This window comes from Marinomonas sp. SBI8L (genome assembly GCF_001624705.1).
GTDB lineage: Bacteria > Pseudomonadota > Gammaproteobacteria > Pseudomonadales > Marinomonadaceae > Marinomonas.
Map to the genome: position 1 here is coordinate 106416 of NZ_JSEO01000016.1, position 16045 is coordinate 122460.

Here is a 16045-nt window from a genome sequence, read left to right on the forward strand (position 1 = left end):
CACACCTAATTCTTGATGGAGCTTTACCAAAGAGCAGAAATACTAAGCGCCCCATAGCTTGAATCTTCTGCTTGAGTTCTGAACGTTTTACTGGATTCTTGATAAGACAGCATAATGCTCCAAGATTGAAAACCAACAGTAATACCTAATACGCTAAATAGTCTGTCATTAATAATGTCAACTGAGTGGCTATCAGTAAAAGTATTGCCATCTAGGGTGACATCGTTAAATACGTAGGATTTAGCTCGACTAGCGAATATCTGCCAATGGGCAGATCTGCCTGCAAGATAATTGGGGCTTCGTACTGGGAAGGATGAAAAATTAGGGTAGGTTTGATCTAAACTATGGCCAATACGTACTGATATTCCTGCTTCTGCACTACTACTCAGGTTCCCCGCACCGAGTGATGCAAAGGTTAAAAAGTCCATACCGAAGCTCGGATTAAGCTCAAATTCAAAGGCTCTGAATAAGATTTCTCTTTCAATACGAAAAACGGGTTCGTTACTTAATTGATTATCCCAGCCTAGAGGCTCATCCGACCCTGTTGCACCATGAATACCTGCCTGGACATCTTCGGCAAAGGTTGCAGGGCCTACTAAACCTAGGCTAAAAGCCCAGCGATCAGAAACGGTGTCGTCAAATGAGATAAGCGTTGCATCCCAAATAAGAAGGCCTGCATAGGGTCTATCATCTGTAATTAAATTTTCTTGAGTAATATCTTCAGGGGTAAACATGGCTTGGCCAAAGCGGTAAGAAATGCCTCTACGCTTACCTGATTGAGTCGCAAAATCACTGCCTTCAATAAACCAAAATATCGGAGCGGGTGTATCCTCTCGCTTGAATCGACTACCTAAGGGGGCGGCGTAGTTAAATCCAATTCCATTGGTGTATTGGCCGTCACTGTTGGAAAACATGTCGTTTTCCCAGGTTAATGTGACCATGCCATCAGCGGCAGATGAGATTTGAGAAAAGCTACTAATTAATAAAATTAAACAGTACTTTTGAAGTGAGAGTTTGACCTTCAGGCCTTTAACTTGCTTATGTAAGTGAGTTAAAAATTCTTGCATAAATAATACTTAGCAGGCTCTTTCTGAATCAGTTTAAATTTTAGAATATCAGTATCTTGGCTATCCTGTCTAAACTTATATCAGAAACTCGTAATTTAACCTAGCTGATTGGGGAGAGTGCTATTGACCTCCCCAATAAAATTCTATTTATGCGTCTTTCTCTAATTCTAACAAGTCTTTAGCAACTGCTTCAGCCACCTTGATACCGTCAATTGCTGCAGAAAGAATACCTCCTGCGTAGCCTGCGCCTTCACCCGCTGGATATAGGCCTAAGGTATTCATGCTTTGATAACTTGCATCACGACGGATACAAACGGGAGAAGAAGTACGTGTTTCTACTCCGGTTAAGATAGCATCAGACATAGAGAAACCTTTAATCTTACGTTCAAATGCTGGGATCGCTTCTCTAATTGCTTCAACGGCAAAATCAGGTAAAGCCTTACTTAAATCACCTAATTTAATACCTGGTTTATAGGAAGGTACGACACTTCTTAACTCGGTAGAAGGTGTATCTTTTAAGAAATCACCCACTAATTGTGCTGGTGCATGGTAACTTTCACCACCTAGTGTATAAGCTAAAGACTCTAATTTTCTTTGTAGATCTATACCCGCTAAAACACTTTCTGGATAATCTTTTTCTGGGTCTATGCCGACTACAATGGCTGAGTTCGCATTGCGCTCGTTACGCGAATATTGAGACATGCCGTTTGTGACTACGCGTTTTTCTTCTGATGTTGCGGCGACTACTGTGCCACCTGGGCACATACAAAAGCTATATACACTTCGGCCATTCTTACAGTGATGAACCAGTTTATAGTCAGCCGCACCAAGAATAGGGTGCCCTGCATTATCACCAAATCGTGCGTCATCAATCACAGATTGAGGGTGCTCGATGCGATAACCTATCGAAAAAGGCTTGGCTTCCATATAGATGCCTTCTTTTTCTAGCATACTAAAGGTATCTCTCGCACTGTGGCCAATTGCTAAAACAATATGGCTAGAATACAGGGTTTCGCCAGAAGCGAGTTTAATACCTGTTACTTTACCTTTTGTCTCATCCTGAGTATTTTCACGAATTAATGACTCTACTTTTTCACCGAAGCGAATTTCGCCGCCTAACTCTCTAATTTCAGCACGCATTTTTTCCACCATGGTAACCAGCTTAAAAGTACCAATATGGGGTTTACTAACATACATTATTTCTTCAGGTGCACCGGCTTTGACAAATTCAGTCAGCACTTTTCGACTTAAGAATCGCTTGTCTTTGACTTGACTATAAAGCTTACCATCAGAGAAGGTGCCAGCACCGCCTTCGCCAAATTGAACATTAGATTCAGTATTAAGTTTTTCTTTACGCCACAGGCCCCAAGTATCTTTTGTTCTTTGCCTAACATCTTGCCCGCGTTCAATAACAATAGGCTTAAGGCCCATTTGAGCAAGTAATAAAGCAGATAACATACCGCAAGGCCCAAAACCAATAATGATAGGTCTTTGTTGTGATTTACTTGGGAAGCTACTGTCTGCTTGCCCAACAAAATAGTAATTTGTATCAGGTGTTTCTTTTACCGCGTTAGAATCACTGAATTGAGCCAGTACATTTGACTCAAGCTTGTTATCAAGGCTCACATCAAGTTGGTATACGAGCTGAATGTCCTTTTTTTTGCGGGCATCATAACCTCGTTTGAAAATACTAAAGTCATCCAATTGTGATTCTTCAATGGATAAGAATGAGGCAATGGCTTTAGATAACTCTTCTTGAGTGTGATTTAGGGGCAGCTTAAGTTCTGTAATTCGTAACATAGGGGATTAGAGTATCTTATGTAGTAGTTTGTTTGATTAACTTAAAAATTAACCAAACAAGGGATCAATGGAAATTGTGGGCGAGTTTAACATGGGGGAAAGCTGACTCATATTAAAAAACGCTTGCTTACTTAATCGCAGTTTCTTTAATTAAGACGCTTTGCTTATTTCTCAAAAATAGCCAGTAACTTAGTGAGCTTGGAGTCTAGTTCTTTTTTCTGAGTATCACTCATGTCTGAGAGCATATTCTCCATATTATCAACATGGGCAGTAGCCGTTTTATTGATAATGTCAAAGCCAGTTTGGCTCAATTTTACAAGCTGGCTACGAGCATCGTCCGGATTTGGCAGTCTTTCAATTAAGCCTCTTGCTTCCAATCGTTTCATCCTGTGAGTCATGGTGCCTGAAGTTATCATCATGATTGAGAAAAGTTCAGTTGGTGCAAGAGTATAGGGTGCACCGGAACGCCTCAGGGTCGCCAAAACATCAAACTCCCAATAATTTAAATCAAACTTGGCAAAGGTGTTATCTAGTCTATCCGTCATTAACATTGAACAACGTTTTAAACGGCCAAAAATTCCCATTGCATCAAGGCTTAAGTCAGGTCGCTCTGTTTGCCATTGACGTTTAATTGCATCTACTGCATCGCCTTTATTTGTATCTTTATCATTCATTTCTGTGCCAATCCTTAATAGATGTGAAGAGTTTTTTGGCTAAAAAGACGTCCAATTTAGCAATATTCATTGATGTCTAATTTCTCTAAAATTTACCTTGAAGTCAAGATAAAATGCTGCCAATCTAAATATATCTTAAGTTCAAGATAATTTTGACACTTAAATAACTTTAATAGATGAGGATTAAAACAATGAAGGATCAGGCTTTTGGCAATATCGCGTTGACCGCACTAGCGCCTATTATGTGGGGGACAACCTATTTAGTGGCAAGTGAGTTTCTACCCCAGGATAGGCCTTTTAGTGCGGCGTTAATTAGGGCTCTACCGGCCGGCATCATTCTTATTCTGTGGAGCTACTTCTTTCTTCCTCGTGTGAGGTTGAGCATTAAACAATGGCTGCAGCTCACTCTATTATCTGGACTTAATATCGGTATTTTTCAAGCCTTACTATTTGTCGCTGCTTATCGATTGCCGGGTGGAATAGCAGCAGTGGTAGGTGCAATACAACCGCTTTTAATGATGTTAATAGTTTGGTTTTTTGAACATAAAAAACCTCAGCTTAAAGTGGTTCTAATGGCAGTATTTTCGGTACTTGGAATGAGCTTGCTTTTTGTATCGCCTCAAACACAGTGGGATAGTATTGGTTTGATGGCGGCGTTTGCAGGTACTGTCTGCCTTGGTTTTGGGACTTACCTAGCAAGGCGTTGGAATAATGGTATGTCTGTGTTGAGCTTTACAGGATGGCAGCTTGGTTTAGGTGGTTTGATTCTGCTTCCTTTAGCATTTGCTTTTGAAGGGGTATTACCAAGTTTAACTCTGAATAACTACCTAGGTTATGGTTACCTATCTATTTTTGGCGCCTTATTAGCTTATAGTCTCTGGTTTAGAGGGATAGCTAAACTGTCATCTGTTTCTGTTTCATCTTTAAGTTTGCTTAGCCCAGTAACGGCTATCTTAGTTGGATGGGCCGTTCTAGAACAAGCTCTAACTATGCGTGAGAGTATCGCTATTCTTATCGTATTAGGTTCTGTATTGATGCTGCAACGTTGGTTGAATCCAGCAATACAAAAACAAAATAAGCCTAACGCCACTCAGGAAGCTATTTCTAGTATTTCACACGCTAATAGCTCACACCAAAAAGCGAGTATTTAGAATTAGGGGAAAGTGTATACTTATTCTTTACTATGTAAGGCGTTGTTTTATATGAGGTTTGTGGGGTGTGTTTTGAGGTGAGCTTAGATCTTGTCTGAAACCTGCAATTCAAGAAAAGCAGGTTTTAGGTGTTAGCTGAACTTAATCAGTAGCGGAGCCACTAGCGATCAGATTGAGTTGTTTCTTGAACTGGTGATATAGACTCTTCACTTGATTCAGATGTTGCCAAACTTTCTTCTGCTTCTAATTTTGCTCTATCTGCTTTGCTTATGTACTTAGGCTTTTTGTTTAGATTGTTATGGCGGTTCGCCATTTTTTCTTTCTTCGTTAAGATGCTTTTAATCTTTTTACGACGATTCATGATAAAGCCTTTAGTTAAATGTATGACAAAGCTAACACTAGGGAGCCTGTGAATATGTCTTCCCGCCTCAGCGTGTGGATAAAAGCCGTTAGATTTATGGCGAGGAGCGTAACTTAATAGTTATTCTATTGATAAGCTCTTCAAACATAAAGATAGGGCTTTTAGGCCATGCCCTTCGGATCTTTCAGAAAAAGTAACACCCTGTGTTGTCACTTCTCATAAGTTACCTAGATTATATCAAAGTAACACCTTGTGTGATGCTTTTTCTGTAAAGACTGAGAAGAGGTGACTTATTCGCAGGTTCCTTAGCAAAAACAAGACGAAAAAAAAGCCCTGATAGGTTATCAGGGCTTTTTTAAACCATACTTTTTAATGCCGTAACACTAAAATTAAAATGGTACCAGTAGGCGGACTCGAACCGCCACGCCTTTCGGCAACGGATTTTGAATTGGTTGGATATATCTTTTTGATTTGCATTATCAGCAACTTACAACGCATTAAACTCATGCGTATACAACTTTGAGGTTTTGAAATGTATGATAATCTAACTTAGGGATTGGCAATTTACCGCCAAAAACACACAAAAAGTATCTATGTCAGGCTCAGAGTTGATGGTAAAGAGATCAAGCGTTCTCTCAAAATATCAAATATTGACGAAGCTAAAAGTCGAGATTGGGCGTTAAAGTTTGAGTATGAAGGAAAGCTAACAGCAGGCTTACCCATTATTGAAAGTAAAGAGCCTATGATCAACACTGCTATAAAGCAGATTTTGAAAAATATGGAACTCAAAAAAATCAAAAGAACAACTTACGCTGATTATAAGTATGTTTTTGAAAATGTGATGTTCCCTTACTTCAACAGAAAATCAATGTCTTTTCTTACAACTAAATTGTTCGTCTTTATTTTGAAACCCTGGAATTATCAAAAAGCCGTATAACCATACATAAAACTTGTTTCAAAAAACTTTTTGAACATCTTGAAGAAGAGCTTCTCAAAAAATCTAACTTTCCTATTATCCCAAAAATAGAAACAACCGAACAAGAAATCAGACATTCATTCTTATTCCCTCATTTGACTGTTATTGATGCAGGGTTTGATCAATACATGGATCAGACAGTAGAAAAACTAGCTAAAACAAAAGAATATAGAACCATATTAAAATATTATTTTAAGTTTTTAATTGAAACAGGGGTTAGACCAGGCGAAGAAGTTAAACATTTAAAGTTTAGTAATTTTAAACGATCTACAAATGACTATGGTGAAACAGAAGTATTCTGTATTGATCACCAAAGGGAAAACAGCCCGGCACCTTAAACAAGGAATAAAAATTGTTTTAACGAATGGAAAATAACACAATCTATACTTGAAATGGCTAAAGTTCAAAATCCAGATAAAAAGGTAACATTAAAAAACTTTAACACTATTCAAAGATCTATTTTAGAAAGCTTAGAAGGCAAGTTTACTTGTTATTCAAAGCAGTTTGGTAACTACTTAAAATGGTTAGAAAAAGGTGATTACCTGAAAACAGATAGGACTTATATATTGTATTCTTACCGTCATACTTTTATAACAGAAAAATTAAAGCAAGTTGTAGATATCTACCTAATAGCTAAATATGCGGGTAATTCAGTAGAAATGATACAAAATCATTATGATGACTACAAGCTTGATCAGCAGGATCACATTGACCAATTAACAGGAACACACCGTACCGAAGATAAAAAGAAAAAATCATTCGGAAAAACAATACAGATCGGAAGTGGTGTTAATATTACAAGCGAACATATAAAATATATTTCTGATCCTTTAAAAAACCTTGAGATTAACAATTGAGAAAAGTAAATAATTTATTTAACCAAAATAGGTTTGTCCCTTAAACCTATTTTTTATTCTTTTTCATTATATTCAGAGCTATCAGGGAAATTATTGGGGCTTAGCTCTGGAAAAATATGTTGATATTCATATTATATCTTTTCTTTTTATCTAGTTTATTTGGGTTAGAAAGTTTATTTATTTTTTTAAGATTTTCAATAAATAACTTTAATTTAGATATCCCATTTTTCTGTTCTTTATCTTCTTTATCTTCTTTATCTTCAAGTTAATTTCCTAATTTGAAAATATTCTATTTTAACTCTTTATTGTTTTCTATTTCTTTATTAACCATAGAATAATAATCTTTAAGTTTTGTATGCACCGCCTTAGAGCCTGGATTATATTTTAGTTTCAATTGTTTTCATTTGGTTTAAGTAAGACTTTTGATAATCAGGTAATGTGCTTTTATTAAAAAGCTCACGAGCTGATAATCTAGCATCATCCGTCATTGGAACAATATGAGCGTGTATATGTGGCGTTTTTTCGTCAAGGTGCAACACCGCAGATACAAGGTTGTCACCAAACTCGTTTCTTAGCCATTTACGTGCATTTATTGCAAAGTCTTTTGTGTTAGTATTACTTTGGGAAAAATCAGGTGAGAGGCTTAATACAGCTTCAATGCAAAGCACTGCATTTTTTCTTGGGGTTATATTATTTTGCTTAAATCTACTCTTTACGTCTTTTACAGCATTAACAGAACCATGTAATTTTTTATTACTTATTTTGGGATCGACATTAAGTGTTTCTAAGTATCTTTATACGTGAGCATTTGATAGGTTCAAATTATGATAATCTTTTATTTTTTCAAACCTTAATACTGTTTTTAATTCCATTTAAAATCTCCATACCATTTTCAGCATAAACAATCTTTGATTGTTTCTACCCGTAGGGCGAACACAAACGAAGTTTGTATAGTAAGTATACAAACGTGTTTGTTCGTATTTACATTAAACATATGACCATATATTATAATATTGTCAAATGTTGGGACATTGACAATCACAATTAGATAGATATCCACAACCGTCTCAATATCACTCCATAACTGTTCCAATCACATCACACAATAGTTCCAAGCTTATTCCGCAACCGTTCCAAAATAAAAAGCTACACATTGAATTATTACTTTAAATATTAGATTGTTTTATCATTGATAAAAAAACCTAATATATCTTTAAGTATTTTATTTATTATTTATTATTTCTTCATAACGAAATAATCAGAAAAAAGAAAAAAGAAAAAAGAAAAAAGAAAAAAGAAAAAAGAAAAAAGAAAAAAGAAAAAAGAAAAAAGAAAAAAGAAAAAAGAAAAAAGAAAATAGAACAATTGAAATAAGTATAAAGAAATTACAAGAAAAATATAAGATTTTTAGAGGAGAGTCAAAATATGATCTAATGGATTTCTTAAACCAAATTAATAATGACATATTTTCATATTTTCATATTTTGTTTTAGATAAAGAAAATGAGGTCTTAACTTACAATATCAAACCTGATTATTTTGATACTAATAGCAATACATTCTTTGTTAATGCCTGTTTATTGAAAGGACTAAAAATTAACTCTCAAAAAATCGCACTGTATTTAGTGAGTATGGGACCACACGCAAAGTACCTTCATCTTTCGCATATAGCCAAACTATTAGATATTTTGAAGGTAAGAGTCAGAAGTTAAAACAAAAGTCAGCTAATACAGCCACTATCAAAACATAATTTTATTAAAGATACTAAGCATGACCGAAGTAGGAAAAACTTTACTTTAAAATGGAAAATCTTAAACTAAAAGAGATAATTAAAGATTTCTCTGACTATTTATAATCTCATTGATTAAGTTGTGTTAGTAGCATATTTAATGAACTGGAAAATAATATTGTAGGCATAATAAGGGTAAAATAAATGATAGTTCTAACTATTTTTTTTTGCTTATAGTTGTCTTCGATTGCTTTAGCTATTGGAATTAAGTTAATCATTAGAGCAAACATCCCTACTCTTTTTGATTGAGCAGAACCCATCAGTACCGCGGAAACTGAGGTTAGTGACAATAAAAAGATTAAGTAATAAAAAAACTTTGCCGATATATCATTAAACACCATTCTATATGATGATATATAGAATATGAACATTATCCCCATTACAAATAAATACACACCGACACCTAACTGTCCTGTGTCATTGCTTGATTTAGTTCCTAACGCAAAAGGGAGTAAAATAATCACACTTAAATATAAAAACACACTTTTAAAGCTAATTTGCCTTTTCTTGTTTAAAGTGAAAAATAAAGGTGAAAATAATGCTGCCACATTATGCGTAAGAACACCTAATAATATAAAAAATGTTTTTTTTAAAAAACCAGAGTGAATAAATAATAAAGAAGAGAAATATAAAAATACAGTATAAGATAAATATTGTCTGTAAACGTTATTAATTCCCATTACAGCAGGGAAAAACAATAGAAAAAGATAGGTAAAGTATTGGGGTAACCCTATATTCTTTCGTGCTTTTAATACAAGCATAAAAGAAATAACATCATATATTATAAATGTAACTTCTGGAGACTGTGTTATTTTATATAAATATCGTGAAGAAAACCAATAGACAGGTTCTTTCAAATAATAAAGTGAAACAAGCTCACTTTTTAATGCACTTGCATATGTATTTATATCAATATCAAAACCTGAAAATCGAGTAATGATTGAGTAAATAGTAAACAAAAAAAGTGTAACGAAAAAATACAACTTTTCAGATTGTAGTCTTTTAACACAAAACAAAGCCCCAATTAAAATTAAAAACAAATAATATATCAGCTCATATGTCATACTAACCTACAAAAAAAACCACAATTAAGTGGCTACTTTTAATAATTAAATGGTGCGGGTGGCGAGACTTGAACTCGCACTTCTTTCGAAATTGGATTTTGAATCCAACGTGTCTACCGATTCCACCACACCCGCAATTTTATACAACCTTTACTTGAATACAAAAGCCAATGTAATACATTGATTTAAATAAACTTTAGCATGATAATGCTGGAAGCGCAACGCCTTTTGAATCCGTCGTGTCTACCAATTCCACCACACTGGCATGGAAACTGTGGCTGCGTATTATGTTGATTTTTAAGAGGGCGTCAACTTTTTTTACCTGCTTTTTAATAAATATCTGTTTTAGACTGTTTTTGATGGCTTTTTATGCGCACTTCAAAAATAAAAAATCGAATAATCCCTTTTAAGAACATACCTTTTTAACGCAAATTTCGATAAAATGCCGAGTCTTTTTGACTTACTCTATAAATGACTTTCCCTAGGCTTGTTGCGAATGCGTGTTTCTGACTACCACTTTGATTTACCTGACTCTTTAATTGCTACTTATCCTATGCCTGAGCGAACTGCTAGCCGTTTGCTTTCTCTTGATGGACCAACAGGTGCTTTGTCTCATTTGGACTTTAGTGATGTGCTTGGCTTAGTTAATCCTGGCGACCTGATGGTCTTTAATAACACTCGAGTTATACAGGCCCGTATGTTTGGCCAGAAGGAGTCTGGCGGTAAATTAGAGATCTTAGTAGAGCGCCTTTTAGATGAACACAAGGTATTAGCACATGTTAAGTGCAGCAAATCACCTAAGCCAGGTAGCAAAATTATCTTAGGGACAGATCAAGATAAAACCTACCAAGCTGAGATGGTCAAACGTCATGATACCTTGTTTGAATTGCGCTTTGATGACTTTGTATTGGATGTATTAGAAGAAGCTGGGCATATGCCCTTGCCACCTTACATTGAACGTCCAGACGAAAGTTCAGATAAAGAGCGTTATCAAACTGTTTATAACGAAAAGCCAGGTGCTGTAGCCGCTCCAACTGCCGGTTTGCACTTTGATGAAGCTCTACTGGATGCGTTAAGAGATAAAGGGGTAGAGACAGCTTTTGTTACCTTGCATGTTGGGGCAGGAACATTTCAGCCAGTAAGAGTAGAAACGCTGGAAGAGCATGAAATGCATGCTGAATATGTTGAAGTTGAGCAAAGTGTGGTTGATAAGGTTGCTCAAACTAAAGCAAATGGCGGACGAGTTATTGCGGTTGGTAGTACTAGCATGCGAAGCCTAGAGTCAGCTAGCCAATCGGGTGAATTGGAGATGATGAAGGGTGATACCAGCATCTTTATTTACCCTGGATACGAATTTAAAACAGTTGATGCCATGGTGACGAATTTTCATTTACCTGAGTCAACTCTCATTATGTTAATTAGCGCTTTTGCTGGATATGAGCAAGTAATGAATGCCTATCAGTGCGCAATTGATAATGAATACCGGTTTTTCAGTTATGGCGATGCCATGTTTATAAGCCGCAACCCAGATGCAACTGGGCCAGCGAATGAGGAAAATGTGTAATGACAGATAAACGTCCAGAGTGTTTTATGGACTTTGAAGTAGCCACTACTTCAGGGAAAGCACGTCGTGCTACCTTAACCTTCCCACGAGGTAAAGTGGAAACACCTGCCTTCATGCCTGTAGGTACTTACGGCACAGTAAAAGGCATGCTGACAAAAGATATTGAAGAAATTGGCGCAGATATTATTTTAGGTAATACATTCCACCTTTGGCTTCGTCCTGGTACTGAAGTGATTAAAGCGCACGGTGACTTACATGATTTCACCCAATGGAAAAAACCAATCCTGACGGATTCAGGTGGTTTCCAAGTATTCTCTTTGGGCGCTATGCGTAAAATTACAGAGGAAGGCGTGAGCTTTCAATCACCTGTAAATGGCTCAAAAGTATTTATGAGCCCAGAAATCTCTATGCAGGTTCAGCGTGATCTTGGTTCCGACATCGTCATGATTTTTGATGAATGTACACCTTATCCAGCAACCCCAGAGCGTGCAGCAGAATCTATGCGTATGAGTTTACGTTGGGCCAAGCGCTCTAAAGCTGAGCATGGTGACAGTCCATCTGCTTTGTTTGGTATTATCCAAGGTTCTATGTATGAAAACCTACGTGATGAGTCCCTAGAGGGACTAGTTGATATAGGTTTTGATGGTTATGCCATTGGAGGATTATCTGTTGGTGAACCTAAGCATGAAATGACCAAGGTGCTGGATTATATTACGCCGAAAATGCCTGATGATAAGCCAAGATACCTTATGGGTGTGGGTAAGCCAGAAGATTTAGTTGAAGGTGTGCGTCGCGGTGTTGATATGTTTGACTGTGTGATGCCAACTCGTAATGCTCGAAATGGCCATTTGTTTACATCTGAAGGTGTAGTCAAGATTCGTAACGCAAAACACAGGCATGATGTGTCGCCTTTAGATAAAGAATGTGACTGTTACACTTGTAAAAACTTTTCTCGGTCATATCTACATCATTTAGATAAGTGCCAAGAGATGGTAGGTGCTCAACTTAATACCATTCATAATCTTCGTTATTATCAAACACTTATGGCTGGTTTGCGTCTAGCGTTAGAAGAAGGTAGATTTGACGCCTTTGTAGATGAGTTTTATGCCAAACGTGGTGTAGAAACGCCGCCTTTGGTCGCGGAAAAAACAGCTGAGTCTTAATTGACGCTGTTAAAGAAAATGTACAGATAAGAAATGCAATAATAATTTTATAACCATTGGAGACAGAAAGAATGATCTCATTGATCTCAGCTGCCCATGCAGAAGGTGCTGGTGCACCAGCGGATGCAGGTATTTTAAACCTAGTACTACTAGTTGGTTTTGTACTAATTTTTTACTTTTTAATGTGGCGTCCACAGGCAAAACGTCAAAAAGAACATAAAAACTTGATGTCATCCCTAGCGAAAGGCTCTGAAGTGTTAACCAATGGCGGCATGCTAGGTAAAGTTACTAAAGTAAATGACAACTATGTTGTTCTTGAAGTAGCTGAAGGTGTTGAATTGAACTTCCAAAAAGCCTCTGTTGCGGCTGTGCTACCTAAAGGTACACTGAAGTCAATTTAATAACTTGAAAAGCGCCGAAAGGCGCTTTTCTTATTTCTGTTAACTACAAGTGTTTATTAACACTATGAACCAAAGGATGTTTCATGCTTAACAAGTATCCCTTGTGGAAGTATTTGCTGATTCTTTTTGTATTAGCGCTTGGGCTACTGTATGCCTTGCCAAACCTTTACCCTGATGATCCAGCTCTTCAGCTTTCAACACAAAAAGCGACTGTTAGCATTGATGAAAGTGTTATCAAAAAAGCAGAGCGAGCTTTAACTAAAGCTAATATAGAATTTAAAGCGTCAGAGTTAACCTCTAATGGTGCAACTCTACGTTTCAATAGTGGTATTGATCAGTTAGCTGCAAAACCCGTTGTAGCTGCTGCTTTGGGCGATAATTATGTCACTGCGTTAAACCTAGTTCCGACAACACCTGATTGGCTTGCAGCCTTTGGTGCTGGACCTGCTAAATTAGGTCTAGACCTTCGTGGTGGTGTCCATTTCTTACTAGAAGTTGATACGCCAGCCGCGTTAGCTCAGCGTATGGAAGTTGCTTCTGCTGAAATGAAAACGCTACTTCGTCAACAAAAAGTGAGATATCGCAAGGTAAATGTTGATGCTGGTGTACTTAAAATTCGTTTCTTGCAGGAAGCTTTTTTAACGCGTGCTGAGACCTTATTAAGTGATGAATTTCCTGAATATATTTATTCAACTCAATCTCAAGATGGCGAGTTTTACTTAACAGCAAGTTATTCAGAATCAGCTAAAGCTGAGATTGAAGCTTATGCCTTGCAGCAGAACTTAACGACCCTAAGAAATCGTGTTAACGAGCTAGGTGTTGCTGAGCCGTTAGTACAGCGTCAAGGTAGTAATCGTATTGTGGTTGAATTGCCAGGTGTGCAAGATACTGCAGCTGCTAAGCGTATCATTGGTGCAACCGCTAACCTTGAATTCCATTTGGAAGCACCGCTTGATGCTGATGATGTTGAAGTTTTAACCTTTAGAGATGGTAGTGGTCGTACTGCTCGCTTAGAGCGTGATTTGATTATTACTGGTGATAGTGTTTCTGACGCTAACTCGTCTTTTGATGAAAACGGCATGCCGCAAGTAAATATCAGCCTAGATACTAAGGGCGGTAAACAGATGGCGAAAGTTACTCGTACAGCTGTTGGTCGTAACATGGCAGTTGTTTTTATTGAGCACAAATCTCGCTCTCGTTTTGTAGAAGATGAAAACGGTAAAGCTCAAGAAATTCGTCAGTCATATAGCGAAAAGGGCATCATTTCCTTAGCGACGATTCAAACTACTCTGGGTAATGCTTTTCGTATTACTGGTTTGGATAGCTCCCGTGAATCATCTGAGTTAGCGCTATTGCTTCGTGCCGGTGCACTTGCCGCTCCAATTTACTTTGTTGAAGAAAGAACGGTAGGGCCTAGTCTTGGTGCTGAAAACATTCGTCTAGGGGTTGTTTCTGCTCAAATTGGTTTGTTAGTTGTTATGCTATTTATGTTGGTTTACTACCGCGTATTTGGCTTGTTTGCGAATGTTTCACTAGCGATAAACATTGTTCTACTTATGGCATGTATGTCTTTGTTGGGTGCGACACTTACTTTGCCTGGTATTGCAGGGATAGTATTGACCATGGGTATGGCTGTTGATGCGAATGTCTTGATATTTTCGCGGATAAAAGAGGAGTTGGCATCTGGCCTGCCAACGCAACAAGCTATCTATTCTGGCTTTAACCGTGCTTTTACAACCATTCTTGATGCCAATATCACTACCTTGTTAGTGGCGGTTATCTTGTTTGCTGTTGGTACTGGCTCGGTGAAAGGTTTCGCTGTGACGCTTTCTTTGGGGATAATCACTTCCATGTTTACTGCGATTGTTGTGACCCGAGCTCAGGCAAACTTGGTCTATGGTGGTCGTAAAGACGCCCGTTTATCGATATAGGAAACAAGACAATGAAAACATCTAATATCCCTTTTATGGGAATGCGAAAACCAGTTGCCTTGCTATCTATTGTATTGGTAGTCATTTCTTTGATCTCGTTAGCTGTTAAGGGTCTTGAATTTGGTCTGGACTTTACTGGCGGAACCTTGATTGAGGTTGGTTATCAAGTTGCTCCTGAGCTTGATCAGATAAGAGCTTTGTTGGCTGAAAATCAATACGATGATGTTGTGGTTCAAACTTTTGGAGCCAATACAGATATCGTTGTGCGTATGGCAAATGTCTATACACCAACGTTAGGTGATGAGGTGCTTGCAGTATTGCGCTCAGATACAGCCAGTGTTGAGTTGTTAAGGTCTGAGTTTGTAGGTGCTCAAGTTGGTGAAGAGTTAAGAGAGCAGGGCGGCTTAGGCATGCTATTGGCTTTGGCTATTGTGATGCTTTATGTTGCTGTTCGCTTCCAGTTCAAGTTCTCTGTTGCCTCTGTGGCAGCACTTGCGCATGATGTGATTATTACCTTAGGTATCTTTTCGGTTCTAGGGTTTGAGTTTGACTTAACTGTGCTTGCTGCATTACTTGCTGTGATTGGTTATTCATTGAATGATACGATTGTAGTATGTGACCGAATTCGAGAAAATTTCCGTATAATGCGTGAGATTGAGCCGGTGGATTTGATTAATGAGTCTATTAATCAGACTTTAGGTCGTACTTTAATTACCTCCTTAACAACTATTTTTGTGTTGTTAGTGCTTTTCTTCTTTGGTGGAGAGGCTATCCATAACTTTGCTTTTGCATTGTTGATTGGTGTGATTATTGGTACTTACTCATCGGTTTTTGTGGCGGCTAACCTATTGCTTGCACAAAAAATTGAAAGAGAAGATTTGGTTCCAACACCGAAAGAAGAGTTTGAGGATGAAATGCCTTAGCTTATAAGGAATTCATTCTTAATAAAAAGCCACATCATTTGATGTGGCTTTTTTGTTTGTAGCAAGTGTCCCGTCCTGAATAAGGTTGTCACTTCCCAATTCATCATTTGGAGAGTGTTATGCAATCAACATCTAAGCGTACTCAGCGCGACTATTCACTCGCTTTTAAATTATCGATTGTCGATCAGGTAGAAAAAGGCGAATTAACTTATAAACAAGCTCAAGATAAGTACGGCATTCAAGGTTGCTCTACTGTTTTAGTTTGGCTTCGTAAGCATGGCAAGCTAGATTGGTCTTTAGGGACTCCCCCTTTTTTTCTAAAAGG

General features: G+C 37.4%; 15 protein-coding genes, 1 tRNA gene and 1 pseudogene. 10 read left to right on the forward strand and 7 right to left on the reverse strand.

Annotated features, from left to right (window positions below; all coding sequences use genetic code 11):
- Positions 1-23: 23 nt before the first annotated feature.
- The 3 genes from OA91_RS20610 to OA91_RS20620 all read right to left on the reverse strand — a co-directional run bounded on the left by OA91_RS20610 (position 24) and on the right by OA91_RS20620 (position 3541).
- The gene (locus OA91_RS20610) at positions 24-1067 is read right to left on the reverse strand and encodes a lipid A deacylase LpxR family protein (RefSeq protein ID WP_063339589.1); all 1044 of its coding nucleotides are present in this window, start codon (positions 1065-1067) and stop codon (positions 24-26) included.
- A 147-nt stretch (positions 1068-1214) separates the two neighbouring features.
- Positions 1215-2867, reverse strand: a complete 1653-nt coding sequence (locus OA91_RS20615) for an NAD(P)/FAD-dependent oxidoreductase (protein ID WP_063339588.1) — start codon at positions 2865-2867, stop codon at positions 1215-1217.
- A 164-nt stretch (positions 2868-3031) separates the two neighbouring features.
- A complete protein-coding gene (locus OA91_RS20620; protein ID WP_063339587.1) occupies positions 3032-3541 on the reverse strand; it encodes a MarR family winged helix-turn-helix transcriptional regulator in 510 nt (169 codons plus the stop codon).
- Positions 3542-3732: 191 nt separating this feature from the next.
- Between OA91_RS20620 and OA91_RS20625 the strand changes: the two genes are divergently transcribed.
- Positions 3733-4692 carry an EamA family transporter gene (locus OA91_RS20625; RefSeq protein WP_082828052.1) on the forward strand — a complete coding sequence of 320 codons (960 nt, stop codon included), beginning with the start codon at positions 3733-3735 and terminating at the stop codon, positions 4690-4692.
- 160 nt (positions 4693-4852) lie between these two features.
- Here the strand turns inward: OA91_RS20625 and OA91_RS20630 are convergent, their stop codons facing one another.
- Positions 4853-5053, reverse strand: coding sequence for a DUF2986 domain-containing protein (locus tag OA91_RS20630; protein WP_063339586.1), 201 nt, complete (start codon positions 5051-5053; stop codon positions 4853-4855).
- Positions 5054-5609: 556 nt separating this feature from the next.
- On the opposite strand from OA91_RS20630, the gene OA91_RS20635 reads away from it, so the two are divergent.
- From OA91_RS20635 to OA91_RS20645, 3 genes are all read left to right on the forward strand, one after another.
- Entirely contained in the window at positions 5610-5990 is a 381-nt protein-coding gene (locus tag OA91_RS20635; RefSeq protein ID WP_063339585.1) for a hypothetical protein, read from the forward strand.
- 167 nt (positions 5991-6157) lie between these two features.
- A complete protein-coding gene (locus OA91_RS20640; RefSeq protein ID WP_063339584.1) occupies positions 6158-6367 on the forward strand; it encodes a hypothetical protein in 210 nt (69 codons plus the stop codon).
- A 54-nt stretch (positions 6368-6421) separates the two neighbouring features.
- Complete coding sequence (locus OA91_RS20645) at positions 6422-6886, forward strand: hypothetical protein (RefSeq protein ID WP_063339583.1); 465 nt, start codon at positions 6422-6424, stop codon at positions 6884-6886.
- Between the two features lie 377 nt (positions 6887-7263).
- Here the strand turns inward: OA91_RS20645 and mobV are convergent, their stop codons facing one another.
- From mobV to OA91_RS20660, 3 genes are all read right to left on the reverse strand, one after another.
- Complete coding sequence (mobV, locus tag OA91_RS20650) at positions 7264-7647, reverse strand: MobV family relaxase (RefSeq protein WP_082828053.1); 384 nt, start codon at positions 7645-7647, stop codon at positions 7264-7266.
- A gap of 1095 nt (positions 7648-8742) precedes the next feature.
- Complete coding sequence (locus tag OA91_RS20655) at positions 8743-9738, reverse strand: EpsG family protein (RefSeq protein ID WP_063339581.1); 996 nt, start codon at positions 9736-9738, stop codon at positions 8743-8745.
- A 50-nt stretch (positions 9739-9788) separates the two neighbouring features.
- Positions 9789-9873 (reverse strand) — tRNA-Leu (locus OA91_RS20660).
- A 361-nt stretch (positions 9874-10234) separates the two neighbouring features.
- Between OA91_RS20660 and queA the strand changes: the two genes are divergently transcribed.
- The 6 genes and pseudogenes from queA to OA91_RS20690 form a co-directional block, all read left to right on the forward strand.
- Positions 10235-11302, forward strand: coding sequence for a tRNA preQ1(34) S-adenosylmethionine ribosyltransferase-isomerase QueA (gene queA / locus OA91_RS20665; protein ID WP_063339580.1), 1068 nt, complete (start codon positions 10235-10237; stop codon positions 11300-11302).
- A 26-nt stretch (positions 11303-11328) separates the two neighbouring features.
- Positions 11329-12465 carry a tRNA guanosine(34) transglycosylase Tgt gene (tgt, locus tag OA91_RS20670; RefSeq protein WP_063339684.1) on the forward strand — a complete coding sequence of 379 codons (1137 nt, stop codon included), beginning with the start codon at positions 11329-11331 and terminating at the stop codon, positions 12463-12465.
- A 71-nt stretch (positions 12466-12536) separates the two neighbouring features.
- Positions 12537-12866, forward strand: a complete 330-nt coding sequence (yajC, locus tag OA91_RS20675; protein WP_046019039.1) for a preprotein translocase subunit YajC — start codon at positions 12537-12539, stop codon at positions 12864-12866.
- Positions 12867-12949: 83 nt separating this feature from the next.
- Complete coding sequence (secD, locus tag OA91_RS20680; RefSeq protein WP_063339579.1) at positions 12950-14797, forward strand: protein translocase subunit SecD; 1848 nt, start codon at positions 12950-12952, stop codon at positions 14795-14797.
- A gap of 11 nt (positions 14798-14808) precedes the next feature.
- A complete protein-coding gene (gene secF / locus OA91_RS20685; RefSeq protein WP_046019041.1) occupies positions 14809-15720 on the forward strand; it encodes a protein translocase subunit SecF in 912 nt (303 codons plus the stop codon).
- A 119-nt stretch (positions 15721-15839) separates the two neighbouring features.
- Positions 15840-16045 (forward strand): annotated as a pseudogene (locus OA91_RS20690) (IS3 family transposase); the annotation flags it as partial.